The sequence below is a fragment of the Hyphomonas sp. genome (genome assembly GCF_041398465.1).
Lineage (GTDB): Bacteria > Pseudomonadota > Alphaproteobacteria > Caulobacterales > Hyphomonadaceae > Hyphomonas.
In genome coordinates this window covers 158,327-185,111 of sequence record NZ_JAWKUS010000003.1, presented here as the reverse complement: position 1 = coordinate 185,111, position 26,785 = coordinate 158,327, and the positions used below count along the sequence as shown (strand labels likewise).

Sequence of the window (26,785 nt, the reverse complement as noted above, 5' to 3'; positions counted from 1 at the left end):
GGCCTGCGCCCCCCGCCTGGCCGGATCAGAGTGAATCGCGTTCGCTTTTCTGCAGATAACGCACGGCAAATCCGCCGCGGCCTGTGCGCACCACTTCCGCCGGGATCGTCCCTGCACTGACGACCTCGCCAAGCTTTGGCAGGGCAGCGCCCTTGCACTCGAAATTCGCGCCGGTGAGGGAAATATCGAGCACCCGGCAATTCAGGACCTGACCGCTGCGGCGCAGGACCTGGGCCGGCACGTCGGCCGCATAGCGCGGGGCTTCGCGCTCTTCGGACAGGTTCAGCATGTCCTTGTTGAGCAGCCAGGTCAGACGGTCGGCGATCTTCTCGCGCTTGTGCGAGGCCACATTGAAAGACAGGGCAAAGCCTTCGCCGGTATGGCGCACGACGGTGGCGACCACGCGTCCAAGGTCATCGAAATAGCAGACAAGTTCCGCGCCCGGATCCGGCAGGGTCGAAGACTGGACCAGCGCACCTGAACAGGAGAGATTGATCGTCGAAAGCGACGCATCGTTTCCAATATGCGTAAGGAACCGGCCCGGAAGCTGAATATCCACGCGCTTATGGCGACGGCGGTCAAAATATTCTTCCGGCGTTTCTGATGTCGTCAGAGCCTGAGAAGTAGAGAAGGTCATCAATCACTCCTTGAGCTGACCCGTCCTTTCGGACTACTTCTCCCCACGCTCTTTACTTAGCACGCTTTCGTTCACAAAGTGTTGCGCGAACCGCCGAAATTCCACCGGCGAACGAGGATAACAGGACCCCCATGGAACGCTATGATTACGTAATCGTTGGTGCAGGAAGCGCCGGATGTACCCTTGCCAACCGGTTGTCGGCTGACCCGGCGGTAAAGGTATGTCTGATCGAAGCGGGCAAGAAGGACAACTCGCTGATGGTGCGCATGCCGGCCGGCGTGGGAGCCCTGATCAAACAGGAGAATGATTTCAACTGGGGGTTCTGGACCGAGCCGCAGAAGCACATGAATGGGCGCAAGCTCTACTGGCCGCGCGGACGGGGGTGGGGCGGATCCTCCTCCATCAACGGCATGCTCTATATTCGCGGCCATGCCGGTGACTATGACCAGTGGGGCCAGATGGGCCTGAAGGGCTGGGACTATGCGAGCGTCCTGCCGTACTTCAAGAAATCAGAGACGCTGGACAAGGGCGAAGACGCTTTCCACGGTGGCTCCGGTCCGCTTCATGTCTCTTCAGCGCCGATGTCCAGCCCGCTTTACCGCGCTTTCGTCAAGGCGGGCGAACAGGCCGGCTACAAGACAACGGACGATTTCAACGGGGCGCAGCAGGAAGGCTTCGGCCCCTACCAGCGAACGATTCACAAGGGCGAGCGCTGGAGCGCGTCTTATGCCTATCTCCGTCCGATCGTGGATGTCCGTGACAATCTGACCGTGATCTCCACGGGCCGGGTGACCCGCGTCCTGTTCGAAGGCACCCGGGCGACGGGTGTTGAAGTGGTGGAAGGCAAGGGCGGCCTGCCGCAATCTGTCTTTGCCGACGGTGAGGTGATTGTCTGCGCCGGGGCGGTCCAGTCTCCGCAGATCCTGCAGCTGTCAGGCGTCGGCAATGCAGAGCATCTGGGCCGGTTCGACATCAAGACCGTGGTGGATTCCAAGGGCGTGGGCCAGAACCTGCAGGACCATCTCGACGTGACCGTCATCCATGAGATGACCCAGCCGATTTCCGCCTATTCGATGCAGAAGGGTATCAAGAAGCTCGGCGTTGGCCTCCGGTATCTCTACAACCAGACCGGCCCTGGCGCAGACAACTTCCTGCAAGCCGGTGCCTTCCTGAAGTCCCGTCCGGGGCTTGAGATGCCAGACCTGCAGCTGCACCTCGTCAATGCCATCATGATGGATCATGGCAAGCATGACCCGAAAAAGGATGGCTACACGGTTCACGCCTGCCAGTTGCGTCCGGAAAGCCGCGGAACGGTTTGCCTTGCTTCCAACGATCCGTTCGCCAACCCGGCGATCGATCCAAACCATCTGGCTACGGAAGAAGATCGCCGCGCCATGCGGGAAGCTGTGAAGATGGTGCGTGAAGTCTGCGCGCAGGACGCTCTGAAGCCGTTCACGGGGGCAGAGATGTTGCCGGGCGCTGGGGCGACTTCCGATGACGACATCGATTCCTTCATCCGCCGCACCGGCGAAACGATCTACCACCCGGTCGGCACGGTCGCGATGGGTGTGAGCGATTCCCAGCCGCTGGACGGTGAGATGAGAGTGAAGGGGGTTGAAGGCCTGCGAGTGGTCGACGCCTCGGTGATGCCGACGCTGATTGGCGGCAACACGAATGCGCCAACTATCATGATCGCCGAGAAGGCAGCCGACCTGATCCTGAAAAAGCCGCTGCTGGCGCGGGCCGAAGTTCCGGAACTGACTGGCGCTTGAGCCGGACGTTACAGTATCGGCGATCCGGCGCTGGGCGTTCAGGCGTTTGAAGCGACCAGCTTCATGCGGGGTTCGCTGGCGCGGGTATCTGGCGGCACCAGCATCGACACGCGGTGGCGCCAGACTGGGCGGCCCTTGAGCATGGGTTCGCCGCCGAGTGTCTGGTAAAGGCCGAGCAGGCGGTTGCTGTCCGGGCGCTCTGTCTGCTTGGCCAGCGGCATGATGGTGAGTTCCAGCTCAACGCGCTGCCCCGTCAGAGTCTCGCCACGCCCGCGGATGACACCCGGTGCCCCGTCCAGCTGAACCGCGTCGAGGAAGGCCGACATCATCGGCTTGTCCGGGCCGGTCCAGAGATTCAGGTAGTTGTGGTCCACCAGCGGCCGGCCCAGCAATTCGGTCAGCGATGTGCCGGCGGTGCGGAACAGCCAGGCGCCATCGCGTTTGTTCTCGAGAACGAACAGGCGGTCGATCAGGCCGGGATGGTCTTCGACGCGTGGCGATTCAATGGCCCCCGCAGCACTGTTTGCGTTCATGCGGCGCCAGGCGTCCAGCAGGACCCTCGTATTGGGATGAATGGACCGGTCATTCATGACTGGGTGGAACTCCGAATTTGTTTGCAGGCCCCCGCGGGCCGGTTCGGGCTCTCTTGCGCAATAACTGTTCCAGACGCAGCTTTTCCCCAGCATGGCGAATTATGAAGGGGAGTCGTGCCGGCTTTTCCCCTGTAGGGGCATGCATGAGTGGTTTTTGGTGAGTTGCTCCAGGGCATTGCCCGCGGGAAGCGACCGATGGCGATCCAGACGTGTCCCTCGACGGGACGGCCTGTTGATTCGGCCTGGGGATCAGGTGCTGCCGGTCATTGCCGTATGGATAATTTATTCGGCCCACTAGCGGGAATGCGGACAGATCAGCCGCAATCGTGCCTAAAAAGACAGCGCGCGTTTTGCAGTTCGTGACTTTCCGGCAACGTATATCCACTTTGGGCAGCAATTGTGGGTGAAACCCTTGCTGTCGGTAACCTAAAGGATACGAAAGGCGTGCGAGAAAACTCGCAAAGACTGGCGTTTCCTCCACTCACTTCAGCAGTCTTTCAAAAATCAATTTCCAAAGGGAGAGTGACCTCGTGCTCACATCCAATGCCTATTCACGTGCGGGCTTCAAAGCCTTTCTCAGTTTCGGTGTCGGCCTGACGGCGCTGGCAACAGCTCAGCTTCCGGCACATGCGCAGGAAGCCGGTGACGAAGACTCGTCGCGCACCCTGCAAACCGTGACCATCACGGCGACCAAGCGGGAGCAGACGCTTCAGGACGTGCCGGTGGCCGTCTCCGTTGTCGACAGCTCGGTCATCGAACAGGCCGAGATCATGGACCTCGGCGACCTGCAGTCGATCGTGCCGTCTCTGCGCGTTGGCCAGTACCAGTCGTCTGCCAACACCAACTTCATCATTCGCGGCTTCGGCAATGGCGATAACAATGCCGGTATCGAGCCGTCGGTTGGCGTGTTCATCGATGGCGTCTACCGGTCGCGTTCCGCAGCCCAGATCGCCGACCTGCCGAACATCCAGCGCGTCGAAGTGCTGCGCGGTCCGCAGTCGACCCTGTTCGGCAAGAACGCCTCTGCCGGTGTGATCTCGGTCGTCACCGCGAAGCCGCAATACGAATTTGGCGGTTCGGCGGAAGCCACGGTCGGCAATTTCGGCCTGTTCCGCGCCGCCGGCGATATCACCGGCCCGCTTGCAGAGAACGTCGCATTCAGCCTGAGCGGCAATTACAACACCCGCGACGGCTATGCCGATGACCTGAACACCGGCGCAGAGATCAACGATCGCGACCGCTGGGGCGTCCGCGGCCAGCTTCTGATCGAGCCGACCGAAGACCTGAGCTTCCGCATCATCGGCGACTTCGACAAGATCGACGAGCTGTGCTGTGTCGCGGCAAACGTCGTGAACGGCCCGACCGGCGCGGCCATCTTCGGCATCGGCGGGGCACTGGATCCGGAAGACCCGTTTTCCTATGACGTCTATTATAACCTGAAGCCCGAGAACGACATCGAGAACTCCGGTGTCTCCGTGCAGGGCGACTATGACATGGGCTTCGCAAGCCTGACCTCGATCACGGCCTACCGCACGTCGAAAGCCGTGACGAACCAGGACGCTGACTTCACCAGCGCAGACCTGCTGAGCCGTTTCTATAATGACACCGACATCGAGACCTTCACGCAGGAATTGCGGCTGACCTCGAACGGCACCGGCAATCTCGACTGGATGGTCGGCGCCTTCTATTTCGATGAAAGCGTCGAAATCAAAAACGAGATCTTCTACGGCGACGATATCCGCCCATACATCGATGTGCTGTCGTCCGGCCTGCTGACGGGGCTGGAGCCTGTGGTCTTCGGCGTTGCGCCGGGCACCTTCTTCCAGTCGGGGCAGGGCATGACCGAGGCCTATGGCCAGGACAACGATGCCTTCTCGCTGTTCGGCACGATCGACTACCACTTCACCGACCGCCTGACGGCAACGGTGGGCCTGAACTATACGCAGGACAACAAGGACGCCTACGGGCAGGTCATTTCGACCGACGCGTTCTCGGCCGTCGATCTCGGCCCGCTTGCACCTTACATCTCGCAGGCGACGCTGGCGGGCCTGCTGGGCGGGGCGGGTGTGAACTACACCGACCCGGCCGCAGTCATGGCTTTTGCCGGTGCGTATCCGGATGCGTTCGCGCAAATGCAAGCCGTCGCCGCAGGCGCGACGGGCAGCCTGCAGCAGCTGCAGTTCCTTCCGCAGTTCGTGAATTTCCCGAACGCGGTCGAGTCCGGCTCCACCAATGACAGCGATACGACCTACACGCTGCGCCTCGCCTATGACGCGACGGACAATATCAACGTGTACGGATCTTATGCGACCGGCTTCAAGGCGTCGTCCTGGAACCTTTCGCGCGACAGCCGTCCGACACCGACGGGCTATGCGAACCTCGTCACAGCCGGGCTCGCCACGCCAAACCTGACAACGGGTACCCGGTTCGCCGGTCCGGAAGAGGCGGAAGTGTTCGAAATCGGCATGAAGGGCGCCTGGAGCACCTTCGCCGTGAACCTCGCGGTGTTCGACCAGAAGATCAAAGGCTTCCAGTCCAACATCTTCACCGGCACGGGCTTCGCGCTCGCCAATGCGGGTGAGCAGTCGACGCAGGGCCTCGAAGTGGATGCGACGTGGAACGCCACGGACAACCTGACGCTTGGCTTTGCCGGCACGTTCCTCGATCCTGTCTATGACAGCTTCCCTGAATCTTCCGCCGGTGACATCTCGGGTTCGAAGCCTGCAAGTATTTCGGAAGTGTCGACGTCGGTATCGGCGGCTTACACATTCGATTTCAAGGGCCTCGATTCCTTCCTGCGTGCCGACTGGCAGTATGAAGGCCCGACCGCTTACCGGGACGACCCGGCAGAGCAGGCCATCATCAACCAGGAGCGCGATACAATTTGTTCAACGCCTCGGTCGGCTTTACGACGGATAGCGGCTTGAACCTCACCTTCTGGGGACGGAACATCTTTGACGAACAATTCGTCACATCGATCTTCCCGGCCGTTGCGCAATCCGGTTCATTCTCGGGCTATCCGAGCCAGCCGGCCACCTATGGCATGACGGTCCGCAAGTCCTTCTAGGACGGCCTGCACATCAATTGAGAAAAGCCCCGCCAGACCAGGCGGGGCTTTTTTATTGCGGGGAAGGTGCCAGCGCTGGCCAACCCAGACACACGCGTCTAGCCTGCCGGGGTGAGAGTTCCGCAAGCAAGGACAGAATCGGCCCCGTGACGCGCGCAAAGAGGACGCCACCCATTATAGAAGCCCCGCCGGCAGTGACCGGTCTGGCGGGTGTCATTTTACTGGCGCACGTCCTGCGTGTCCTCGCGCCGGCCAGCTGGCAGGGCTTCATTTTGCCGATGGGCGTGCTGCAGACGGACCGGTTCTGGGCATCCATGGGGATAGGGGCGGAGGGGGCGCTGCCGTACAACTCCCCTCTGGAGGCACTGATACCGCTTCTTGCGAGTGCCCTGCTGCATGATGGCTGGGCCGGAGCCATCCTGAATGCCGCGCTGATCGTGATATTCGGCCGGCTGGTGCACGCATCTCTCTCTATAGGGCGGAAAAGCGGGGCGATTCCCTTCCTGATCGTGTTTGCGGTGTCCGTGGTGGGCGGTTCCTTGTTTCACCTCATCACCCAATATCCGGCCGGAACCGGCCTGATCGGGGCGTCAGGCGGCGCCAGCGGCCTGTTTGCGGCCTGGGTGCTCATACAGGAAGGGCGGGGCGGGCGGATCCTGACGAAGCGGTTCCTGACCGTCTTCCTGTTCTTTACCTTGGTGAACCTGGCCTTGTGGCTGATGGGACCATCGCTCCTAGGGGCGGGAATCAGCTGGCAGGCGCATCTGGGCGGCTTCATTGCGGGGGCCGTCGCATTCCAGTTCTTCCGGTCCCGGAGGCCCGTTTCGCGATTCTGATCGCCGGATAGAAGGCTTTATGCTAGGTTTCCGTGACGGCGAGGCCGGTCAGCGGTCCGCACATAACGGAGGACGCGCATGACAATAGACCAGATCCTGAACGACAAGGGGCGCGAAATTATTTCGGTGAAGGCTGATTCTACCCTCGCCGACGCAGCCCGTACCCTGGACGAAAAAAGAATAGGCGCAGTGGTGGCATTGGGTGACGGCGGAGAGATCGTCGGCGTGCTTTCCGAACGCGATATCGTTCGTCACGTCGCCCGCAACGGAGGGGCGGCCCTGAATATTCACGTCGGAGACGCCATGACTCGCGACGTCATCACCATCGAGACGACCACAAAAGTGGATGATGCGATGCAATTGATGACCGATCGGCGAGTCAGACACCTGCCGGTTTTGCGCAATGACCGGCTGATTGGGGTCGTTTCCATCGGCGATCTGGTGAAATGGAAGATCGCCGAGACAGAAGCCGAAGCCGAAGCGATGAAATCGTACATCGCGACACAATACTGATTTTACAAGGCTCTAGCATTTTAGAGCTGGAAATCCGGCGTTGATGCATGGCCGCTCTGCAGTGAAATCGCATTATTTCTTGCGATTTGCTGCAGAAGGGGGTTGCGGCCATCCCGTGCCTTGAGTATCTCCCGGCCTCCGCTGAAGACGCCCTCGGGTTTCGGAAGCGGGGCCCGCCAAAAAGGCCTCTGTGAAGTGCAAAAAGAGCTTGCAGCTCGGACCGAACAGAAGCTATATAGGCGGTTCTTCAAAACGCTCTGAAATAACGGGCCGGTCACCGGTCGGGGATTTCTTTTGCGCTAAAAATCTGGTGGTTCCCCGGTTCAAACCGGAAACTGCAGAAGGCGCAAAAAAGGGTGTTGACGGGGAAAACGGCGGCCCATATAAGCCGCCACTTCCGGACGGGGCCGCGGGCTTCTGAAGGGCTTCGGAACTCCGGTTCCAGCTGTTTGACATCGTAAGAGATTAAGGAAGAGAAACGCAGGCGGCGTGATGGCTTGCGAACCTCGCCAGAGAGCAATCGACGGCAGGTTCATACGATCACGACGGATGCGTTTCTTGAGAGAAAATTCTTTTATCCATCGAATGGGTTTCGGCCCGTTCTTTGTGACAAAGGGTTTCTCGTCAAAAGAACGCAATACTTATGCTTAACAGCTTGAGTAACCGTCCACATTCCAATGGATGGTTTCGTCAGATCAACACTCAACTTGAGAGTTTGATTCTGGCTCAGAACGAACGCTGGCGGCAGGCCTAACACATGCAAGTCGAACGACATAGTGGCAGACGGGTGAGTAACGCGTGGGAACGTACCTTTCGCTACGGAATAGCTCTTGGAAACGAGTGGTAATACCGTATACGCCCTCCGGGGGAAAGATTTATCGGCGAAAGATCGGCCCGCGTTAGATTAGGTAGTTGGTGGGGTAATGGCCTACCAAGCCTACGATCTATAGCTGGTCTGAGAGGATGATCAGCCACACTGGGACTGAGACACGGCCCAGACTCCTACGGGAGGCAGCAGTGGGGAATCTTGCACAATGGGCGAAAGCCTGATGCAGCCATGCCGCGTGAATGATGAAGGCCTTAGGGTTGTAAAATTCTTTCGCCAGGGATGATAATGACAGTACCTGGTAAAGAAGCCCCGGCTAACTTCGTGCCAGCAGCCGCGGTAATACGAAGGGGGCTAGCGTTGTTCGGAATTACTGGGCGTAAAGCGCACGTAGGCGGACTTTTAAGTCAGATGTGAAATCCCGGGGCTCAACCTCGGAACTGCATTTGAAACTGGAAGTCTGGAGTTCAGGAGAGGTTAGCGGAATACCGAGTGTAGAGGTGAAATTCGTAGATATTCGGTGGAACACCAGTGGCGAAGGCGGCTAACTGGACTGATACTGACGCTGAGGTGCGAAAGTGTGGGGAGCAAACAGGATTAGATACCCTGGTAGTCCACACCGTAAACGATGACAGCTAGTTGTTGGCAGGCATGCCTGTCGGTGACGCAGCTAACGCATTAAGCTGTCCGCCTGGGGAGTACGGCCGCAAGGTTAAAACTCAAAGAAATTGACGGGGGCCCGCACAAGCGGTGGAGCATGTGGTTTAATTCGAAGCAACGCGCAGAACCTTACCTACCCTTGACATCCCGATCGCGGTTTCCAGAGATGGATTCCTTCAGTTAGGCTGGATCGGTGACAGGTGCTGCATGGCTGTCGTCAGCTCGTGTCGTGAGATGTTGGGTTAAGTCCCGCAACGAGCGCAACCCTCATCCTTAGTTGCCATCACGTTTGGGTGGGCACTCTAAGGAAACTGCCGGTGGCAAGCCGGAGGAAGGTGGGGATGACGTCAAGTCCTCATGGCCCTTACGGGTAGGGCTACACACGTGCTACAATGGCAGTGACAATGGGATAATCCCAAAAAGCTGTCTCAGTTCAGATTGTCCTCTGCAACTCGAGGGCATGAAGGTGGAATCGCTAGTAATCGTGGATCAGCATGCCACGGTGAATACGTTCCCGGGCCTTGTACACACCGCCCGTCACATCATGGGAATTGGTTCTACCCGAAGACGCTGTGCTAACTTCGGAGGCAGGCGGCCACGGTAGGGTCAGTGACTGGGATGAAGTCGTAACAAGGTAGCCGTAGGGGAACCTGCGGCTGGATCACCTCCTTTCTAAGGATGCATTGGATTGTTTTGCTCACGCGGAACTCCAAGGCTTCTTAAATAGCTCCCATTGAGGAGCAAAACATATGCGGCTATCGCGCCGTCTCCGTTTCTCTTCCTTCGTTCGTTGTTTGAGCCGGCATCTTGTCGGTTCGAGCACTAAGCGAGCCCCGCGGGCGCTTTATCGCCTGTCTTCGACTTTGACCGCGATGGGCCTGGCCCTGACCAGTCATGGGCCGGTAGCTCAGGTGGTTAGAGCGCACGCCTGATAAGCGTGAGGTCGGAAGTTCAACTCTTCCTCGGCCCACCATCGAAGCCTGCGGCAACGCAGGGCAGGGCATGCGACCTGGCGGGAAGCCGGGGTTACGGGGCCATAGCTCAGTTGGGAGAGCGCCTGATTTGCATTCAGGAGGTCGTCGGTTCGACTCCGTCTGGCTCCACCATCGCCTTTTATGGCGCACACAACGATCGAAAGAAGAACGTCCGTTTCCGGAGCAAGCTCCGGGATATTTGTCATCGTAAGGGAAAGATTGATCCGGCAGCCACGCCGCTCGACCCATTGGGTCTGGCTTGGTTGCTTCAGCCGATAAAATGATTGCCGCAAGGCCGTCATCCAAAGGGTCAGTCTGCAAGAAACCAACATGTCTGATCGAGATCCATGTGGTGGTATCGCGTATGCGTTTTCCACTGCACATGGGTTTCAAAAACGATCAAGCGTCAAAAGGGCATCCGGGGGATGTCTTGGCGGTAAGAGGCGATGAAAGACGTGGCACTCTGCGATAAGCACCGGGGAGGCGAGAGCATCCTTTGATCCGGTGATTTCTGAATGGGGAAACCCACCTCCGAGATGTTGGATAAATCTTCCGTTCGCGGACGATGTATCTGACATTTCAATAGCGAGGTATTTTAACCTGAATACATAGGGTTAAAAAGCGAACCCGGGGAATTGAAACATCTAAGTACCCGGAGGAAAGGACATCAATTGAGACTCCGTTAGTAGTGGCGAGCGAACGCGGACCAGGCCTGGTCTGAAATAAGGAGAAGTATCTGGAAAGGTACGCCATAGTGGGTGATAGCCCCGTATCCGTAACATGAAGACCTTTTAGAGTAGGGCGGGACACGTGAAATCCTGTCTGAACATGGGGGGACCATCCTCCAAGCCTAAGTACTCCTTACCGACCGATAGTGAACAAGTACCGTGAGGGAATGATGAAAAGAACCCCGATGAGGGGAGTGAAACAGATCCTGAAACCGGATGCCTACAAGCTGATGGAGCTCTTCGGAGTGACATCGTACCTTTTGTATAATGGGTCAGCGACTTAGTGTTGCGTGCAAGCTTAAGCCGTTAGGTGTAGGCACAGCGAAAGCGAGTCTGAATAGGGCGACCGAGTACGTAGCATTAGACCCGAAGGCAGATGATCTAGGTATGGGCAGGCTGAAGGTGCGGTAACACGCACTGGAGGGCCGAACCGTTGAGCGTTGAAAAGCTCTCGGATGACCTGTGCCTAGGGGTGAAAGGCCAATCAAATCTGCTGATAGCTGGTTCTCCGCGAAATCTATTTAGGTAGAGCGTCACGATTAGACTCTGGGGGGTAGAGCACTGAATGGGCTAGGGGTCCTCACCGGATTACCAAACCTTCTCAAACTCCGAATACCCAGAAGTTATGCGTGGCAGACACACGGCGGGTGCTAACGTCCGTCGTGAAAAGGGAAACAACCCAGACCGCCAATTAAGGCCCCTAAGTAATAGCTAAGTGCGAAACGATGTGGAGGTGCTGAGACAATCAGGAGGTTGGCTTAGAAGCAGCCATCCTTTAAAGAAAGCGTAACAGCTCACTGATCTAGCGCCTCTGCGCGGAAAATGTAACGGGACTAAAGTTATTCGCCGAAATTGCGGACTCGAAAGAGTGGTAGCGGAGCGTTCCGTAAGCCTGCGAAGGTGAACCGTGAGGTTTGCTGGAGGTATCGGAAGTGAGAATGCTGACATGAGTAGCGACAAAGAGGGTGAGAGACCCTCTCGCCGAAAGACCAAGGGTTCCTGCGTAAAGCTAATCTGCGCAGGGTTAGCCGGCCCCTAAGGTAAGGCCGAAAGGCGTAGCCGATGGGAACCACGTTAATATTCGTGGGCCAAGGGATGAGTGACGGATTTCGAAAGTTGTAGCCCCTTATTGGATTGGGTCTGCAGCCTGGAAGTTCCTGGAAATAGCCTCCCATTAAGACCGTACCCGAAACCGACACAGGTGGTCAGGTAGAGCATACCAAGGCGCTTGAGAGAACTATGTTGAAGGAACTCGGCAAATTACCTCCGTAACTTCGGGAGAAGGAGGCCTCAACTTGGGCAACCAGGTCTGAGGGGCACAAAACTGGGGGTTGCGACTGTTTATCAAAAACACAGGGCTCTGCGAAGCCGCAAGGCGACGTATAGGGTCTGACGCCTGCCCGGTGCCGGAAGGTTAAAAGGAGAGGTGCAAGCCTTGAATTGAAGCCCCGGTGAACGGCGGCCGTAACTATAACGGTCCTAAGGTAGCGAAATTCCTTGTCGGGTAAGTTCCGACCTGCACGAATGGCGTAACGACTTCCCCACTGTCTCCAACATAGACTCAGCGAAATTGAATTCCCCGTGAAGATGCGGGGTACCCGCGGTCAGACGGAAAGACCCCGTGAACCTTTACTACAGCTTCACAGTGGCATTAAAGAACTTATGTGTAGGATAGGTGGGAGGCTTTGAAGCTTTGGCGCCAGCCGGAGTGGAGCCAACCTTGAAATACCACCCTTAATTTCTTTGATGTCTAACCGCGCCCCTGGATGGGGCCGGGACCCTGTGTGGCGGGTAGTTTGACTGGGGCGGTCGCCTCCCAAAGAGTAACGGAGGCGCGCGATGGTAGGCTCAGAGCGGTCGGACATCGCTCGTTGAGTGCAATGGCATAAGCCTGCCTGACTGCGAGCTCGACGGAGCGAGCAGAGACGAAAGTCGGTCATAGTGATCCGGTGGTCCCGAATGGAAGGGCCATCGCTCAACGGATAAAAGGTACTCCGGGGATAACAGGCTGATGATGCCCAAGAGTCCATATCGACGGCATCGTTTGGCACCTCGATGTCGGCTCATCACATCCTGGGGCTGGAGCAGGTCCCAAGGGTTCGGCTGTTCGCCGATTAAAGTGGTACGTGAGCTGGGTTCAGAACGTCGCGAGACAGTTTGGTCCCTATCTGCCGTGGGTGTTGGATACTTGAGAGGATTTGTCCCTAGTACGAGAGGACCGGGATGAACACACCTCTGGTGGACCTGTTGTGGCGCCAGCCGCATTGCAGGGTAGCTATGTGTGGACGGGATAACCGCTGAAAGCATCTAAGCGGGAAACCCACCTCAAAACCAGGTATCCCTGAGAGCCGTGCAAGACCAGCACGTCGATAGGCCGGGTGTGGAAGCGCTGCGAGGCGTGAAGCTAACCGGTACTAATTGCTCGATCGGCTTGATCGAGAAACTCGTGTGTAGTTGAAAGCGCATCCGCTTTAACTGCCACCGATCTCAAACAGACATATTGGTTTCTAAGCTTGCAAGCAGTCTGGTTTCCGCCGACCCGGTGGTTATGGCAGGGGCTCCCCACCTGATCCCATCCCGAACTCAGTCGTTAAGTCCCCTTGCGCCGATGGTACTACGTCTTAAGGCGTGGGAGAGTAGGTCGCTGCCGGGTCCGCAGAGCCCAGACAAAGCAAGCATCTTGCAGACATTTCTTTCCTTTACGACGACATCTGCCGCAAGCCGGCAGTTGCTCCGGCCTCAGCCTCTGGCGGGCCGGATTTGCATTTTGGGGGGCAACGCCTAGAGTGCAGCGCACAAGTTTGACGCGGGATGGAGCAGCCCGGTAGCTCGTCAGGCTCATAACCTGAAGGTCGTAGGTTCAAATCCTACTCCCGCACCCAATAAGCCCCTGATTTCCTTGCGGATTTCGGGGGCTTTTCCTATTGGGGGTATTGTTGGAGTTCCCGCTCGGATCCGATCGCCGTATGCGCCTCAATTGCGTGATCAATTGATATGCAGAAAGCCGTATCTTTCACGACATTTCCGCGAGAGCGTTGAAAACCCGGAAATATGGACCTAGATTTCTAGCCATGGCTGTGGGGGCAACCATGCTTACATCTTGTGGTTTTATGGTTTGCGCGCAATTTCTCGGACTCCGGTCCGAAGATCTCGTGTACATCATTGGAGCTCGTCTGAACGAGGAAGTGCCGCTTTCAAAGGCGCAGAGCGTTCTCCAGGGCGATGAAACAGTTCCGGCAGGGTGGTGGGACGCCCTTCGCGGCTTTTGGTCCGATTGCAAGGAGATCGCCGTTCAGTTGGCCGAAGATCATCAAACGGGGACAGACCCCGGTTGGTGTATGTGTCTTTCAGACAAGCATCCGCCCTATATGGCGCTCCCATTGCTGCTGGCCATGCTTGAGATATCCGGAGACCAGGACGTGCGTGTGAAAGTGGACGAAGTATCCAAACACCGTCACTAGGTTTCATGCGTTTGGTACTGCAAAACCCCCGCATCTTCGGATACGGGGGTTTTTGTCATCTGGCGCGGGTGCTGCAGGTCGTGCAACGCACACCGACGGAAATCTCCTGCTGGTCCGTTTGATCTGGCAGATGGACTAAAAGGGGCGTGCGATATGCGGCGTATTTTCTTCTGGACACACTTTGCCATGGGGCTCGCGGCGGGCGTGTTCATATTGCTTATGTCGGTTACCGGTGTGCTGATGACCTATGAGCGCCAGATGGTGGCCGCTGCGCAGAATGCCGCTGTCGAAGCCCCGGCCGGAGCAGAGCCGCTGAGCGTGGATGCTCTCGCTGAGGCGGCCCTGGCTGCTGGCGGCGCTGCGGGAAATACACTGACAATTCAACGTAATCCAGCCAATGTCGCGACTCTTTCCAAAGGACGTCGGGATACTTTGCTGCTCGATCCGTATACGGGCGAAGCGCTCGAAGGTGCTGGCGAAGGCATGGAAGCCTTCTTTGGGCGCGTGATGCGCATCCATCGCTGGCTTGCTTTTACAGGCGGGCGCAATGAGGTTGGCGCGGCGGTGAATGGCGCAGCGAACCTGGTCTTCGGCGCGCTTCTGATATCCGGCGTCGTGCTCTGGTGGCCTCGCAAATGGAAGTGGCCGCTGGTGAAGATGCAGCTCTTCTTCCGCCGCGGCCTGCCGAATGCGAAGGCGCGTCACTATAATTGGCACCATGTGCTGGCGGCGTGGAGCTTCGTGCCACTCTTCCTTATCATCGTGTCCGGAGCGGTCTTCTCCTACAGCTGGGCCAACAAGCTGGTCTATGCGGCGTTTGGCGAAACGCCGGGTGGCCAGGGCGGCGGGCAGGCGGTGGCCGCGGTGACGGTGCCGGAAATGTCAGGTGAGTTACTGCCGCTCGATCCGCTGGTTGCCCAGGCGACCGGGAACTTCAAGAACTGGCGCCGGGTGACCATCACACTGCCCCAACCAGAGGCGGCGACGCTCGACCTGTCGATCGACTGGGGCAATGGTACACAGGCGTCGAAGAAACGCAGCGTGACCGTCGCGCGGGACGGATCCGGTCTAATCGGTGCGCCTGTCGGGGATACATCCAGCCCGGCGCAGAAGGCCCGGCGCTGGATGCGTTTCGTGCATACCGGTGAGGTTTACGGGTTCCTCGGTCAGACGCTGGCAGGCCTCGCGTCCATCGCAGGGATCGTGCTCGTCTACACCGGGATTTCGCTCGCCATCCGCCGCCTGATCCGCATGAAACGTTCCGTGAAAGGCTGATCGCCTACGCCGTGATACAAACCTGTTGGGGCGTGACACGTTCGAACAGGGCATCCACAGGCTTATGCGCCAATACGATGAGCGCGCGGCCGGGCTCGCAAGCCCACGCATCGAGGTTTGCTGCGAGGCGCCGGGCGAGGTCCGCTTCCAGCCCGGCGAACGGTTCGTCCAGGATCAGGACTTCCGGGTTTGCGAGCAGGGCGCGGGCGAGGCCGATCCGGCGAAGCTCTCCGCCTGAAAAGGGAAGGTTTCCTTCGCTGAACATGATGTTGAGGCCTTCCGGCCGGGCGGTGACAAAGCCGTCGGCGCAGGCTGTGCGCAGGGCTTCCTTGATCTCTTCGTCCGTCGCTTCCGGAGCGGCCAACCGCATTTGATCGGCCAGTGTACCGGGCAGGAATGCCGGGAATTGCGGACTGATGGCAATGCGCGCCAGAACGCTGGCGATGCGCGCTGACTCCGCAGGCGTCGCGCCGTAATGCACCGTGCCCGGTGACACCGGGTGCAGGCGCATCAAGGCTTCTGCCACCGTCGTCTTGCCGCTGCCCGAAGGACCGATCAGCTGCAACAATGAGCCGGGTTCCACGGTAAAGGTCAGGGGACCGATTACCGGCGCGTTCGGCGCTGCCTGAGCCATCAGGCCGTCTACGGTGAGCGGAAAAAGACTGTCCAGTTCGGGCGCGGACTCCAGCGGCGGGTCCCAACTCGCTTCGTTCGGCTGCAGCCGGGAGGCCAGGCGGTCCGCTGCCACGCCGGAGCGGGCGCGTGCATCGAAGACTTTCAGCATCGCTCCCGTCGATTCAAACGCAGCCATCAAGGCGAGCGCAGCTCCGGTCGCCATGGCGATCCCTGACTGTGTTTCAGCCGCACGCCAAAGGACCAGCAGCGCCAGTGCCAGGCCGACCGTCGCCGTAAACGCACCCAGATTGCGATAGGGCTCCTCTATGGAGTCGCGGGCGGTGACCTGTTGTTCCAAAGAAGTTTGCGCAAGCGCCGCTTCGCGGCCGATGGCGCCAAGGATGTCCAGCTCGATGGCGTTTTCGATCAGCCGGGATGTCTGCTCCCGCGCGACCTCGGCCTGGCGGGCGTGGGCCTCAGCGGCCTGATGGGATCGTTGCACGGCCATTGCGGGGAAAATCCAGCCCGTGCACAAGAATGCGCCCAGCGCGAGAAGACCGCTGATCCAGTCGCTCGCGAAGACAAAGCCGAGCGCCACGGCGACGCCTGCGATCACGGCGGCGGCCGGGCTGTAGACGCGCAGGAAGCCGGCTTCGGCAGCATCCACATCATCAATCAGTGAGCTGAGTTCCCTTGCTGGCATGGATGTGAAGCCGCGCTGCGTTGCGGCGCTGGCCGCGAAGAGCTGGGGCCGCAGGCGCGCAGACAGGTTGAGGGTCGCGTCATGACCAACGAGCTGTTCGCCATAGCGCGTGAGGACGCGAGAGAAGGCGGCCGCGCGAACGCCGGCGCTGGGATAAAGATGGTTGAACACATATCCAGCCCCGGCGGATCCGGCGATGGCCGCTGCGGAGAGGAACCAGCCGGAAAGGCCGAGCAGGGCAATGCTTGAAGCCCCTGCGAGGGCAGACAGGAGCAGGGCAAGACCAAAGCGGACTTTGGCGGGCCGGCCAAGGAGTTTCCAGAGTTTCAGCATCCGGCATCCTCCATCTTGTGTTGCGGCTGGAGCCGGATCACGAGATCGGATGCAGCGATGAGCGCATCGGAATGACTGGCGACCAGAAGTGTCCGGTCCTTCGCGAGGTCTTTCAGTTTCAGGAGGAATGCTTCTTCCGCATCGGGGTCCAGGTGCGCCGTCGGTTCGTCGAGCAGAAGAATTGGCATGTTGCGCAACAGGGCGCGGGCGAGGGCGATGCGCTGGCGCTGTCCGCCGGAAAGCCCCGCGCCGAAGCGGGCAAGCACCTGATCCAGTCCTCCGCGGGTGCTGTCAGCGAAGTCGAGAATACCCGCCTGCTGTGCTGCCTGCATGACGTCTTCCGGCAGCGCGCCCGGCCGGGCAATGGCGATGTTCTCACGGATGCTGCCTTCCATCAGCCACGGCGTCTGGCCGATATAGGCGATGGAATCGGCGAGGCTTTCGCCGGGCTGCAGCGTTCGACCGTCTACCTTGATCTCACCATCGGCCACACAAGCGCGGCCGATCAGGGCGAGTAGGGACGTGGATTTTCCGGACCCGGACGGACCGGCCAGCGTGGTGACCTTTTCGGGCAATGCCTCGAACGAAAGACCGGAGACGGCTGATCGGTCGTCGTTCCAGCCGAGTGTCACCTGATCGAAGATGATGGCAGGCGCCTTCGCCAGCGGCTCCAGCTTCCTCACCGGGAAATCGGCCCGGCGTTCCAGCCACTCCGACAGCATGTCTGCGGCGGCTGCCGCATCGGCACGATCATGGTGAAGGCTGGAGAGCTTTCGGATAGGGCTGAAGAATTCCGGCGCAAGGATCAGGGCGGTCAGGCCCTCGGCCAGCGTCAGGGTTTCGCCGGTGGCGAACGGAAAGACGCCCAGCAGCTTGAACCCGATATAGACGGCGACCAGCGCAATGGAGACCGAGGCGAAGAATTCCAGCACGGCTGTCGACAGGAAGGCAACGCGGAGAATCGCCATCGTCCGGTCTCGCAGCTGGAGGGACGCGTTTTCAAGCCTGACGGTCTCACGCGCAATGCCGCGGAATGCGCGGATCAGGCCGGACTGCGCCGCGCGCGACTGGAACGTGCCGGAAAGCTCATCGAGTGCGGCCTGCTGGGCTTTCGCACGGGCAGCAGTTTCGCTTGCGGTCAGCCAGATGAACACGGGCAGCACCATAACCGATACCAGCAACAGGACGGCCGAGAGCCAGGTTTGGGTTGCGACGGCAATCAGAATGATGACCGGCCCGGCGACAGCGAGGCGCATGCCCGGCAGCCAGCGTGCAGCGTAGCCTTCGAGCTTTGCCGTCCGGTCGATGATTTGCGCCGTGCGTGTGCCAGCGTCGGCCCCGCTGAGCCAGCCGGCGCCAGCTTCCGACAAGGTTCTGAAGATGTCTGCACGTGCGGCCGTCACCATCGCCTGACCTGCGCGGGCGAGCAGGAGATCGCCCAGCCAGCCTGACACGCCCCGCACGAGAACGCCGGCCGCTGCGATGGGCAGGCCCGGCCCGGGAGCGTCCCCGGATGCAATGGCGGCAACGCTGTGCCCGATGCCCCAGGCAATCGCGATCCAGCCCGCCATGGCCAGAAGCTGGCAGGCAAGGCCCAGGCGGATGGCGCGCTGCGATGCAGCTGCCCACGATTTCAGGGCAGCACGTGTCCGCATTTTTCCAGAGTTTTCAGGGGCTTCAGGCATGTAAGCTAGTTAAGACTTATAAGTGTTATATTGCATGCGACTTTTTGCGCTATCGTTTGTTAAAAATGACAGGCATATTTGTGCCGTCATGTAGACCAGAGACCGCTCATTTTTTGCGGCCGGGAGACGACCATGCCTGATTTATTAGTTGCTGACCTGTCGCGCTGGCAATTTGCGCTGACAGCCATGTACCATTTCCTGTTCGTGCCACTGACGCTTGGGCTTTCCATGCTGCTGGTGGTCATGGAAGGCGCTTATGTGATGACCGGCAAGGAGGTGTGGCGACGCACCACCAAGTTCTGGGGCACGCTGTTCGGGATCAACTTCGTGCTGGGCGTTGCGACCGGCATCACGATGGAATTCCAGTTCGGGATGAACTGGTCCTACTATTCGCATTATGTCGGCGACATTTTCGGCGCGCCGCTGGCGATCGAAGGCCTGATGGCCTTCTTCCTGGAAGCGACGCTGGTTGGCCTGATGTTTTTCGGCTGGGACAAGCTGTCCCGTCCTGCCCACTGGCTGGTCACGTTCCTCGTCGCGCTCGGTTCGAACCTGTCGGCATTGTGGATCCTGATCGCCAATGGCTGGATGCAGAACCCGGTCGGATCTGAATTCAATCCGGACACGATGCGGATGGAAGTCACCAACTTCATGGAAGTGCTGTTCAACCCGGTTGCGCAGGCGAAGTTCGTTCACACGGTGAGCGCCGGCTATGTGACGGCGTCCGTTTTCGTACTCGGGATTTCTTCCTGGTATGTCCTGAAAAACCGGCACCTTGGTCTCGCCAAACGCTCCATGGCGGTCGCGGCCAGTTTTGGCCTCCTGTCGGCATTGTCTGTGGTCGTCCTTGGTGACGAAAGCGGCTATGCCCTGACCGATAACCAGAAGATGAAACTCGCATCGCTGGAAGCCATGTGGGAGACCGAGCCAGCCCCGGCTGGCCTGACGCTGATCGGCATTCCGAATGAAGCGGAACACCGCACCGACTACGCCATTCATGTGCCTTATGTGCTTGGCCTGATCGCGACCCGGTCGCTGGACGGGGAAGTTCAGGGCATCCTGCCGCTCGTGGCCGTTGCGGAAGACCGGATCGAAAATGGCATTCGCGCTTACAAGGCCGTGGAAGCATTGAACGAGAACCCGGATGACTTGCAGGCTCGCGATATCTTCGAGCAGACCAAGACAGACCTTGGATATGCCATGCTGTTGAAGCGCTATGTCGACGACCCGGCAACGGCGGACCGCGCGACGATCCAGAAGGCAGCCTGGGACACGGTGCCCAATGTCGCCATGTCGTTCTTTTCATTCCGCTTCATGGCCGGATTGGGCTTCCTGTTCATCGCCATGTTCGCGACGGCGTTCTACTTTGTCAGCCTGAAGCGAAAAGTGCCGGGCTGGTTCCTGCGGCTGGCATTTTTCGCAATCCCGCTGCCATGGATTGCCGCGGAACTCGGCTGGATCCTTGCGGAAGCCGGACGCCAGCCATGGGTGATCGACGGTGTCCTGCCGACATTCATGGGTGTCTCCAGCCTGTCGGCCACGCAGGTGATCATGACCATGGCGGGCTTCACGCTGCTGTACGGCACGCTCGCCGTGATCGAGATCACATTGATGATCCGCGCGGTGAAGCTTGGCCCGGGCGCCCGCATCCTGCCTCAGGGCGCGGGTGGCGGTGGCCCCGACACACACAACGACGCCGTGCCGGCCCGTCCGCGCACCATCCAGTTCGACAAATAGGAGGACAGGACAATGGAACTTCCTCTCGACTATGCAACGCTGAAAGTCCTCTGGTGGGGTCTCGTCGGCGTGCTGCTCATCGGTTACGCCCTGACAGACGGCTATGATCTCGGCGTTGCGTCATTGCTTCCCTTCGTCGCTAAGACGGACAAGGAACGTCGCCTCGTCATCAATTCCATCGGTCCGATGTGGGAGGGCCACCAGGTTTGGCTGATCACGGGCGGCGGCGCCCTGTTTGCCGCGTGGCCTTATGTCTACGCGATCAGCTTCTCCGGCTTCTATCTCGCCATGTTCGTTGTTTTGGCCGCGCTGATACTCAGACCTGTGGGGTTCAAATACCGGTCGAAGCGCGAAAGCGCAGGATGGCGCACTTCATGGGATTGGGCCCTGTTCGTTGGCGGTTTCGTTCCTGCACTGATCTTCGGCGTGGCGCTCGGCAATGTGCTGCAGGGTGTGCCGTTTGACATCGACCGCACGCTGCGGGCGACCTATGCGGGCGGCCTGCTCGGCCTGTTGAACCCGTTCGCGCTGCTGTGCGGCCTGGCGTCTGTCGCGATGCTGGTTGTGCACGGTGCATCGTGGCTGGTCGTGAAAATCGAACATGGCCACGTCATGAACCGCGCGGCAAAGTTCGGACAGATTGCGGCGATTCTGGTGATCGTGTTCTACGCGGCAGCCGGCGTCTGGCTCGCTGTGACGGGCATGGGTTACCGTATCGTGACGGACATGGATCCGAACGGTGTCGCCAATCCGCTGCGCAAGGAAGTCGTGGTGGAGGCGGGTGCCTGGCTCACCAATTACGGAAAGTATCCGTGGATGATCCTGGCGCCCGCACTTGGCTTTATCGGGTCGGCCCTGGCCTTTGTTGGCCTCCGGAACCAGACATCGCTGTCCCTCATCGGGTCTGGCCTTGCCGCAACCGGCATTGTCGCCTCGGTAGGCACATCGATGTTTCCCTTCATCCTGCCCAGTTCGATCAACCCGAACGCCAGCTTGACCGTGTGGGACAGCTCTTCCAGCCATCTCACACTGTTCATCATGCTGGTTGTGACGGTGATCTTCGTTCCGATCGTGCTGGCCTATACGGCCTGGGTTTTCAAAGTGCTCTTCGGCCGTCTGACGACGGAAGAAGCCAACGCCCCCGGCACCTACTAGATCACGCTTATCAAGCGGAAGGAAAACGGTATGTGGTATTTCAGCTGGATTCTGGGCCTCGGCCTCGCGCTGACTTTCGGTATTCTCAATGCGATGTGGAACGAAGTGTCCATGGGCGAAGCCGGTGAGAACGATCTGGAGATCGATTGATCATGAAGAAAGCCTGGGCGGCCTTTGGCTGGATATTTTTCGGCCTGATCATGGGTGTTGGCCTCATGCGGTTTGTTTCCACGCATGAAGACCTCAGCGAGCTGGCGGCCGAAACGGCCCGCCCGGAACGCACCGCCGATGGCCGTCTGGCGCTTTATTTCACGGCTGCGGATCGCGCGCATGTCAGCGGTGAGATGCTTGAATTCCTTCAGGGTCTTCAGACGATCGAAGCGGCCATGGCCGAAGGAGACCGGGAAACGATCCGCGATGTGGCGGGTGGCCTCCGCCGCGGGAATGGACAAGGGCAGGCCGTGCAGGCGAAAGCCCCGGAAGGTTTCCGCGCCATCGGCCAATCCATGCGTCAGGATTTCGGCGCCATTTCTGGCATGGCCATGACAGCGGAGATGGACGAGATCCAGCTGGCTGTCAGCGGGATCATGGGAAAGTGCGCCGCCTGCCATGGCAGCTACAAGGCTGTCGAAGTGAAGGATGATGCGGCGGACTAGCAGCCGGCCGCAAGGGCCTCGCGATTGGTTTCGAGCCGGTCCAGCAGAATCGGTCCGTTGGTGACCATGTCCGCCAGGGTCACCTTGTCCAGTTCGCCGAAGAAGGCGCGCAGGCCCGCCCGGAACAGCGTGCTGAACTTGCAGACGCCGATCAGCGGGCAGGTGTTAGTCGTCTGATTGAAGCATTCGACGACTTCGAGATCGCCTTCCGTGTGGCGGACCACTTCGCCGATGATGATACGCTCGGGCGGGCGGCCAAGGCGTACGCCGCCGGTGCGGCCGCGTACATTTTCCAGATAGCCGAGCTGGCCCAGCTGGCGTGCTGCCTTCAGCAGGTGGGCCTTGGAAATCCCGTGCGCATCGGCAACGTCCTGAATGCGCACCAACTGGTTTGGATGCAGGGCGCAATACATCAGCGTCCGGAGTGCATAGTTCGTGTAAGCTGTCAGTCGCACGTTCTCGAATTCCTCCCGGCTGCTCTGCCACCCAGCCTGATCATGACACATTAAAGTGTCAAAGTTATTGCCACTATAATGAAATTGAGCCGCGCTGTGTCAATCCGTAACTCTACGGGGGTCCGGATAGAATATCTAAATGACGCGATGTGCTTCGGAATTAATATCTATAATTTACAAGATAATAGAGCACTTTCCGGGTCGAGTGATCCGGGCATTTTCTCTCATAAATCCAGTCTATGGCAGGCATCGGAAGAATGAGTTTGAAAAGTGTTATATAAAGTAACACATAAGGCTCAGGAAGTGGCCCCGGATCTTCCGCGGGCCAAAGCCGGACACTGGACAAACAAGAACTGAAGGATTTTCTGCCATGTCATTGCGTATCGGAGACACCGCCCCGGATTTTACTGTTGCCACCCAGAAAGGAGAAATTTCCTTTCATGACTGGGCGGGCGACAGCTGGGTCTTCTTCTTTTCCCACCCGGCTGACTTTACACCGGTCTGCACCACGGAAATGGGACGTACGGCCCAGCTGGCGGACAAGTTCGCTGCCCGCAATGTGAAGCCGCTCGGCCTGTCGACGGACACGGTGGAAGAGCACGTAAAATGGATCGAGGACGTCAACGCCACCCAGAACACCGACCTGCAATTCCCGATCGTGGCCGACAAGGACCTCAAGATCGCCCAGACCTACGACATGATCCATCCGGATCAGAGCGACACTCAGGCGGTACGATCGGTCTTCATTATCGACCCGAACAAGAAGATCCGCCTGACCATGACCTATCCAATGGCGGTGGGCCGGAACTTCGATGAAATCCTCCGCGTCATCGATGCCCTCCAGACGAGCGATGCAAACAAGATCGCGACGCCGGCAGACTGGGTGCCGGGCAAAAAGGTGATCATTCCGCCGTCGATCAAGGATGAAGAAGCAAAGACCCTGTTCCCGCAGGGCTGGGAAACGCTCCGCCCTTATCTGCGCCTGACCGAAGTGAAGGCCTGACCGCACTACTGTCCTGCCGACCCCCTTCCTGCAGGGCAGCAAGGATCGCGCAGACGCTCGCCGTCTGCGCGATTTTCTTTTCAGGCGTCGTCAAAAAGGTCGCCGGTCGCCTCGTCGCGGGCATTGGCGATGTCTTCGCCAAAGTAGAAGCAGGGGTGTTTCAGGCGGGACAGGCCAATCCCCCGTTCGAAGTGAACCCAGCCTCCGTTGGGCATGCGCAGACTGAGGATCGGAGCATCGCAGACAGGGCAAGCCGAGTGAAAGGAAGCCCCTTTTGCGTCCCCGCCCTTGTCCTCGACGGGCACCCAACTGGGGGCGACCTGGACGCTGTCGCCGGATGCCAGGCGCCGGACATGTGCGCGCCGCCGAACCCATTTTATGGACATTTCAGCCTCCTCACACTGAGAGGCCAAAGCATGCCGGCGATTCGGTTAAGGTCGGTTAAGTCTTGGCGGATCGGATACGTAATATCCCGTAATCTGCAGTAATTGCAGTTGTTTTTGTTTAGAGTAACTGGCAAGGATATTGCGATTGTTCCAGCCATATCGCCGCCGGAAGCGGATTTCCGGAGCGTTTTGGCACAATAAGGCGCAATGAGTAGATGGGTACGCAGGGCAGCATTCTCATAGTCGTTCATGGTCCAGGACGTGGCCGTGGGGTTCCCACAGGCGCAGTTTTCATGGACCGGCTCCGGGAAACCGATCCGGATTTTGCCGCGCGCATTCGCTTCCACAAAACCGGCACACCCATGCCAGACCTGACGGGCGTTAGCCTGGTCGTCTTCTGGTTGGGAGACCCGCTAAAGGAGAAATATCCTGAATGTTTCGCCGAGGCGGCTGGCATCGCCAATGCCGCACGCGCAGAAGGAATCCGCATCCTCAACAGTCCGGAAGCGCTGAGTAATACGGGCAAGACACGCCAATCGGCTGTCTGGTACCAGGAGGGCGTCCCGTCGGCTCGGGCCCGGATGGTCAACCGCTCTTCAGACCTGCAACAGGTCTGCAAGGATCTTGGTGGCACATGCATCATCCGCTCGGACACAGAGCACGCCCAGCGGGATGTCCGGATCGTCCGCAATGAGGCAGACGCACGCCGCGCCGCAAACGAATGCCAGTTCCCGGTCGCCGTGATCCAGCTTTTCGACATTCGCTCTGAATACCGGGCGGAAGGCACAAACCGCTCCAGCCTGTTTGCCCGATACCATCACAAGGCGCGCGCGTTTGTGTTCGGTGAGGCGGTGATGCCCAGTCATTTGTTTTTCTCGCCGAATCTCATCGTGGGCCTCTCGAACTGCTTGCTGAAGCGGGAATCCAGGCCGCGCCGGCAGGCGGCGCACAAGATGGGGTACCACCGCAAACTGCTGAACGACATGATCTGCGAAGACAGGGCCTATTTCGACAGTGATCCGGTTCAGGCTCAGACCCTGTCGCATGCCGTGCGTGCCCTCGGGCTCGACTTTGCCGCTGTAGATTACTGTATCCGCCCGGACGGCAGCATTATCATCTGGGAAGCCAATCCATATTTTCACCTGCCGCATGGCGAGAAGAGTGTGTTCAGCGCCCAACGCAAGGCCGTCGAGCGTGTGAACAAGTCGCTGGACTGGATGGCGGAAAATCTGCGGGCCGCAGCAGAGGGCAGGCAAGGTACGCCGGGCCTGAAATACGTTTCCTGACGGTCACCCAAGTTCGTCGGTTCAGGCGGGAAACCATAGTCGGGTAGACATGTGTAAGGCCTGACCGAACACGGCAGTATCCACGCCAATTCCATCTCTACTATCGAATGCGGCACGCCTCGGGGATGGAAACAGCCATATGTTCGCCTGCTCGCCTGATCTCTTTCCCTAGGGAAATCCCCGCGGGGCAGGTCTTGCCAAGGCCTCCGACCCTGTCCCATTGAGTATGGAAAAACAGGGAGATGCCCATGCCGGGAACAAGTGTGCTGTCCGATATCCGAATTGCCGACATGACCACGGTGATCTTCGGACCGTACTGCACCCAGACACTGGCGGACATGGGCGCCGACGTCGTGAAGGTCGAACCGGCATCCGGCGACGATTTCCGCAATGTCGGCAAGTCAGCCAACAACAAGCACATGGGCCCCTGCCATATGACGATCAATCGCGGAAAGCGATCGGTCGTCTGGGATATGAAATCCGAAGAAGGTCAGGAAGCTATCCGCCGGCTGATCGAACGCAGTGACGTCTTTATCCACAATATCCGCCCGGATGCAGTGGCACGGCTGGGGCTGACCTTCGAGGAAGTGAAGGCGATCAAGTCGGACATCGTCTATGTCCACTGCCTCGGTTTCGGATCGGAAGGCCCTTATGCCGGGCGGCCAGCCTATGACGACCTGATCCAGGGGCTCTCAGCAGCCACCAGCCTGTTGCCGAAAGTGGATGGCAATCCGCGCCCGCGTTTCATTCCGACGGCATTTGCGGACAAGGTTTCCGGCCTGCATGCAGTCTATGCGACACTCGCGGCGCTGCGCCAGCGTGACCGGACAGGCGAGGCCGTTCATGTGGAAGTGCCGATGTTCGAATGCATCACACATTTCCTGCTGGAGGAGCATTTCTACGAGGCGGCGTTCGATCCGCCCGTCGGTCCGTTCTGCTACCAGCGCCAGGTCGACCCCTGTCGCCAGCCGCTGCAGACGGCGAACGGCTATATCGTCATCGCGCCTTATGTGGATCAGCGCTGGGTGAAGCTGTTTGAGGTGATGGGCGCGCCGGAAGAGCTGAAGGACGAGCGGATCGCCGACCGGCGCGGACGGTTCTTCAACATGGACTACATGATGGCGCGCGTGCAGCACTATTTCGTCAATCACACGACCGAGCACTGGCTGAAGTTGCTGGCCAAAGCCGACATTCCAGCGGCGCGGGCGAATGATTTCGCGGACCTTCAGGACGACCCGCACCTGAAGGCGGTCAATTTCTTCCAGCACCGCGAACACCCGACGGAAGGCGGCTATTGGGAAACCCAGCCGCCGGTTCAGTTTGTCGGCCAGCCGAAGCGTGAAATAACCCCGGCTCCGGCAATCGGCGAACATACCGATGACGTGCTCTCGGAGTTGGGCCTGAAGAAGTGACCATTGGTTGGTTGCGA

20 protein-coding genes, 3 tRNA genes and 3 rRNA genes are annotated in these 26,785 nt (G+C 59.2%); 20 read left to right on the top strand and 6 right to left on the bottom strand.

What is annotated here, in order from left to right; genetic code table 11:
- Positions 1-25 precede the first annotated feature (25 nt).
- Complete coding sequence (locus R3C98_RS11275) at positions 26-637, bottom strand: PilZ domain-containing protein (protein ID WP_371314179.1); 612 nt, start codon at positions 635-637, stop codon at positions 26-28.
- 131 nt (positions 638-768) lie between these two features.
- Between R3C98_RS11275 and R3C98_RS11270 the strand changes: the two genes are divergently transcribed.
- A complete protein-coding gene (locus R3C98_RS11270; RefSeq protein ID WP_371314178.1) occupies positions 769-2,409 on the top strand; it encodes a choline dehydrogenase in 1,641 nt (546 codons plus the stop codon).
- 38 nt (positions 2,410-2,447) lie between these two features.
- Here R3C98_RS11270 and R3C98_RS11265 read toward each other — a convergent pair whose 3' ends face one another.
- Complete coding sequence (locus tag R3C98_RS11265; protein WP_371314177.1) at positions 2,448-2,999, bottom strand: PAS domain-containing protein; 552 nt, start codon at positions 2,997-2,999, stop codon at positions 2,448-2,450.
- A gap of 533 nt (positions 3,000-3,532) precedes the next feature.
- On the opposite strand from R3C98_RS11265, the gene R3C98_RS11260 reads away from it, so the two are divergent.
- From R3C98_RS11260 to R3C98_RS11205, 12 genes are all read left to right on the top strand, one after another.
- Positions 3,533-5,929: a TonB-dependent receptor gene (locus R3C98_RS11260; protein ID WP_371314176.1), complete on the top strand. Its 2,397-nt coding sequence runs from the start codon at positions 3,533-3,535 to the stop codon at positions 5,927-5,929.
- A complete protein-coding gene (locus R3C98_RS11255) occupies positions 5,926-6,069 on the top strand; it encodes a hypothetical protein (protein ID WP_371314175.1) in 144 nt (47 codons plus the stop codon). The genes R3C98_RS11260 and R3C98_RS11255 overlap by 4 nt, the downstream gene beginning before the upstream one ends.
- A gap of 146 nt (positions 6,070-6,215) precedes the next feature.
- The gene (locus R3C98_RS11250) at positions 6,216-6,905 is read left to right on the top strand and encodes a rhomboid family intramembrane serine protease (protein WP_371314174.1); all 690 of its coding nucleotides are present in this window, start codon (positions 6,216-6,218) and stop codon (positions 6,903-6,905) included.
- Between the two features lie 78 nt (positions 6,906-6,983).
- Entirely contained in the window at positions 6,984-7,418 is a 435-nt protein-coding gene (locus R3C98_RS11245) for a CBS domain-containing protein (RefSeq protein ID WP_371314173.1), read from the top strand.
- Between the two features lie 703 nt (positions 7,419-8,121).
- Positions 8,122-9,576: ribosomal RNA gene (locus tag R3C98_RS11240) — 16S ribosomal RNA — on the top strand.
- A 224-nt stretch (positions 9,577-9,800) separates the two neighbouring features.
- Positions 9,801-9,877 (top strand) — tRNA-Ile (locus R3C98_RS11235).
- A gap of 57 nt (positions 9,878-9,934) precedes the next feature.
- A tRNA-Ala gene (locus R3C98_RS11230) sits at positions 9,935-10,010 on the top strand.
- A 265-nt stretch (positions 10,011-10,275) separates the two neighbouring features.
- Positions 10,276-13,045: ribosomal RNA gene (locus R3C98_RS11225) — 23S ribosomal RNA — on the top strand.
- 99 nt (positions 13,046-13,144) lie between these two features.
- A 5S ribosomal RNA gene (gene rrf / locus R3C98_RS11220) occupies positions 13,145-13,259 on the top strand.
- The 16S, 23S and 5S rRNA genes sit together here with 3 tRNA genes alongside, the layout of an rRNA operon.
- Positions 13,260-13,411: 152 nt before the next feature.
- Positions 13,412-13,488 (top strand) — tRNA-Met (locus R3C98_RS11215).
- A gap of 189 nt (positions 13,489-13,677) precedes the next feature.
- Positions 13,678-14,067, top strand: a complete 390-nt coding sequence (locus R3C98_RS11210; protein ID WP_371314172.1) for a hypothetical protein — start codon at positions 13,678-13,680, stop codon at positions 14,065-14,067.
- A 153-nt stretch (positions 14,068-14,220) separates the two neighbouring features.
- Positions 14,221-15,342, top strand: coding sequence for a PepSY-associated TM helix domain-containing protein (locus tag R3C98_RS11205; RefSeq protein ID WP_371314171.1), 1,122 nt, complete (start codon positions 14,221-14,223; stop codon positions 15,340-15,342).
- A 4-nt stretch (positions 15,343-15,346) separates the two neighbouring features.
- Here the strand turns inward: R3C98_RS11205 and R3C98_RS11200 are convergent, their stop codons facing one another.
- On the bottom strand, positions 15,347-16,993 hold the full coding sequence (locus R3C98_RS11200) for an ATP-binding cassette domain-containing protein (RefSeq protein ID WP_371314170.1): 1,647 nt from the start codon (positions 16,991-16,993) through the stop codon (positions 15,347-15,349).
- Positions 16,987-18,648, bottom strand: coding sequence for a thiol reductant ABC exporter subunit CydD (gene cydD, locus R3C98_RS11195; RefSeq protein WP_371314169.1), 1,662 nt, complete (start codon positions 18,646-18,648; stop codon positions 16,987-16,989). The genes R3C98_RS11200 and cydD overlap by 7 nt, the downstream gene beginning before the upstream one ends.
- A 162-nt stretch (positions 18,649-18,810) precedes the next feature.
- Here cydD and R3C98_RS11190 point away from each other — a divergent pair, with 162 nt between their 5' ends.
- Genes R3C98_RS11190 through R3C98_RS11175 form a run of 4 tightly spaced genes read left to right on the top strand, consistent with a single transcriptional unit; the run spans position 18,811 to position 22,226 of the window.
- Positions 18,811-20,415 (top strand): cytochrome ubiquinol oxidase subunit I, encoded by a 1,605-nt coding sequence (locus tag R3C98_RS11190; RefSeq protein WP_371314168.1) that lies wholly within the window; start codon positions 18,811-18,813, stop codon positions 20,413-20,415.
- 12 nt (positions 20,416-20,427) lie between these two features.
- Positions 20,428-21,570, top strand: a complete 1,143-nt coding sequence (gene cydB, locus R3C98_RS11185) for a cytochrome d ubiquinol oxidase subunit II (RefSeq protein WP_371314167.1) — start codon at positions 20,428-20,430, stop codon at positions 21,568-21,570.
- A gap of 30 nt (positions 21,571-21,600) precedes the next feature.
- Positions 21,601-21,720: a cytochrome bd-I oxidase subunit CydX gene (cydX, locus tag R3C98_RS11180; RefSeq protein WP_034765495.1), complete on the top strand. Its 120-nt coding sequence runs from the start codon at positions 21,601-21,603 to the stop codon at positions 21,718-21,720.
- Positions 21,721-21,722: 2 nt separating this feature from the next.
- The gene (locus R3C98_RS11175; RefSeq protein WP_371314166.1) at positions 21,723-22,226 is read left to right on the top strand and encodes a hypothetical protein; all 504 of its coding nucleotides are present in this window, start codon (positions 21,723-21,725) and stop codon (positions 22,224-22,226) included.
- Here R3C98_RS11175 and R3C98_RS11170 read toward each other — a convergent pair.
- Positions 22,223-22,681: an Rrf2 family transcriptional regulator gene (locus R3C98_RS11170; protein WP_371314165.1), complete on the bottom strand. Its 459-nt coding sequence runs from the start codon at positions 22,679-22,681 to the stop codon at positions 22,223-22,225. The two genes, R3C98_RS11175 and R3C98_RS11170, sit on opposite strands and share 4 nt — an antisense overlap.
- Positions 22,682-23,051: 370 nt before the next feature.
- Here R3C98_RS11170 and R3C98_RS11165 point away from each other — a divergent pair, with 370 nt between their 5' ends.
- Complete coding sequence (locus tag R3C98_RS11165; RefSeq protein WP_371314164.1) at positions 23,052-23,684, top strand: peroxiredoxin; 633 nt, start codon at positions 23,052-23,054, stop codon at positions 23,682-23,684.
- Positions 23,685-23,764: 80 nt separating this feature from the next.
- Here the strand turns inward: R3C98_RS11165 and R3C98_RS11160 are convergent, their stop codons facing one another.
- On the bottom strand, positions 23,765-24,070 hold the full coding sequence (locus R3C98_RS11160; protein WP_371314163.1) for a hypothetical protein: 306 nt from the start codon (positions 24,068-24,070) through the stop codon (positions 23,765-23,767).
- A 293-nt stretch (positions 24,071-24,363) separates the two neighbouring features.
- Here R3C98_RS11160 and R3C98_RS11155 point away from each other — a divergent pair, with 293 nt between their 5' ends.
- Entirely contained in the window at positions 24,364-25,356 is a 993-nt protein-coding gene (locus R3C98_RS11155) for a hypothetical protein (protein ID WP_371314162.1), read from the top strand.
- 248 nt (positions 25,357-25,604) lie between these two features.
- Entirely contained in the window at positions 25,605-26,768 is a 1,164-nt protein-coding gene (locus R3C98_RS11150; protein WP_371314161.1) for a CaiB/BaiF CoA transferase family protein, read from the top strand.
- The last annotated feature ends 17 nt before the right edge of the window (positions 26,769-26,785 follow it).

What these genes read in the sequence shown, in the direction of transcription:
- cydD (WP_371314169.1), bottom strand. Translation starts at nt 18,648, where the DNA reads ATGCGGACACGTGCTGCCCTGAAATCGTGGGCAGCTGCATCGCAGCGC.
- cydX (WP_034765495.1), top strand. Translation starts at nt 21,601, where the DNA reads ATGTGGTATTTCAGCTGGATTCTGGGCCTCGGCCTCGCGCTGACTTTC.
- R3C98_RS11190 (WP_371314168.1), top strand. Translation starts at nt 18,811, where the DNA reads ATGCCTGATTTATTAGTTGCTGACCTGTCGCGCTGGCAATTTGCGCTG.
- R3C98_RS11210 (WP_371314172.1), top strand. Translation starts at nt 13,678, where the DNA reads ATGGCTGTGGGGGCAACCATGCTTACATCTTGTGGTTTTATGGTTTGC.
- R3C98_RS11150 (WP_371314161.1), top strand. Translation starts at nt 25,605, where the DNA reads ATGCCGGGAACAAGTGTGCTGTCCGATATCCGAATTGCCGACATGACC.
- R3C98_RS11175 (WP_371314166.1), top strand. Translation starts at nt 21,723, where the DNA reads ATGAAGAAAGCCTGGGCGGCCTTTGGCTGGATATTTTTCGGCCTGATC.
- R3C98_RS11270 (WP_371314178.1), top strand. Translation starts at nt 769, where the DNA reads ATGGAACGCTATGATTACGTAATCGTTGGTGCAGGAAGCGCCGGATGT.
- R3C98_RS11160 (WP_371314163.1), bottom strand. Translation starts at nt 24,070, where the DNA reads ATGTCCATAAAATGGGTTCGGCGGCGCGCACATGTCCGGCGCCTGGCA.
- cydB (WP_371314167.1), top strand. Translation starts at nt 20,428, where the DNA reads ATGGAACTTCCTCTCGACTATGCAACGCTGAAAGTCCTCTGGTGGGGT.
- R3C98_RS11200 (WP_371314170.1), bottom strand. Translation starts at nt 16,993, where the DNA reads ATGCTGAAACTCTGGAAACTCCTTGGCCGGCCCGCCAAAGTCCGCTTT.
- R3C98_RS11245 (WP_371314173.1), top strand. Translation starts at nt 6,984, where the DNA reads ATGACAATAGACCAGATCCTGAACGACAAGGGGCGCGAAATTATTTCG.
- R3C98_RS11155 (WP_371314162.1), top strand. Translation starts at nt 24,364, where the DNA reads ATGGACCGGCTCCGGGAAACCGATCCGGATTTTGCCGCGCGCATTCGC.
- R3C98_RS11165 (WP_371314164.1), top strand. Translation starts at nt 23,052, where the DNA reads ATGTCATTGCGTATCGGAGACACCGCCCCGGATTTTACTGTTGCCACC.
- R3C98_RS11205 (WP_371314171.1), top strand. Translation starts at nt 14,221, where the DNA reads ATGCGGCGTATTTTCTTCTGGACACACTTTGCCATGGGGCTCGCGGCG.
- R3C98_RS11265 (WP_371314177.1), bottom strand. Translation starts at nt 2,999, where the DNA reads ATGAATGACCGGTCCATTCATCCCAATACGAGGGTCCTGCTGGACGCC.
- R3C98_RS11275 (WP_371314179.1), bottom strand. Translation starts at nt 637, where the DNA reads ATGACCTTCTCTACTTCTCAGGCTCTGACGACATCAGAAACGCCGGAA.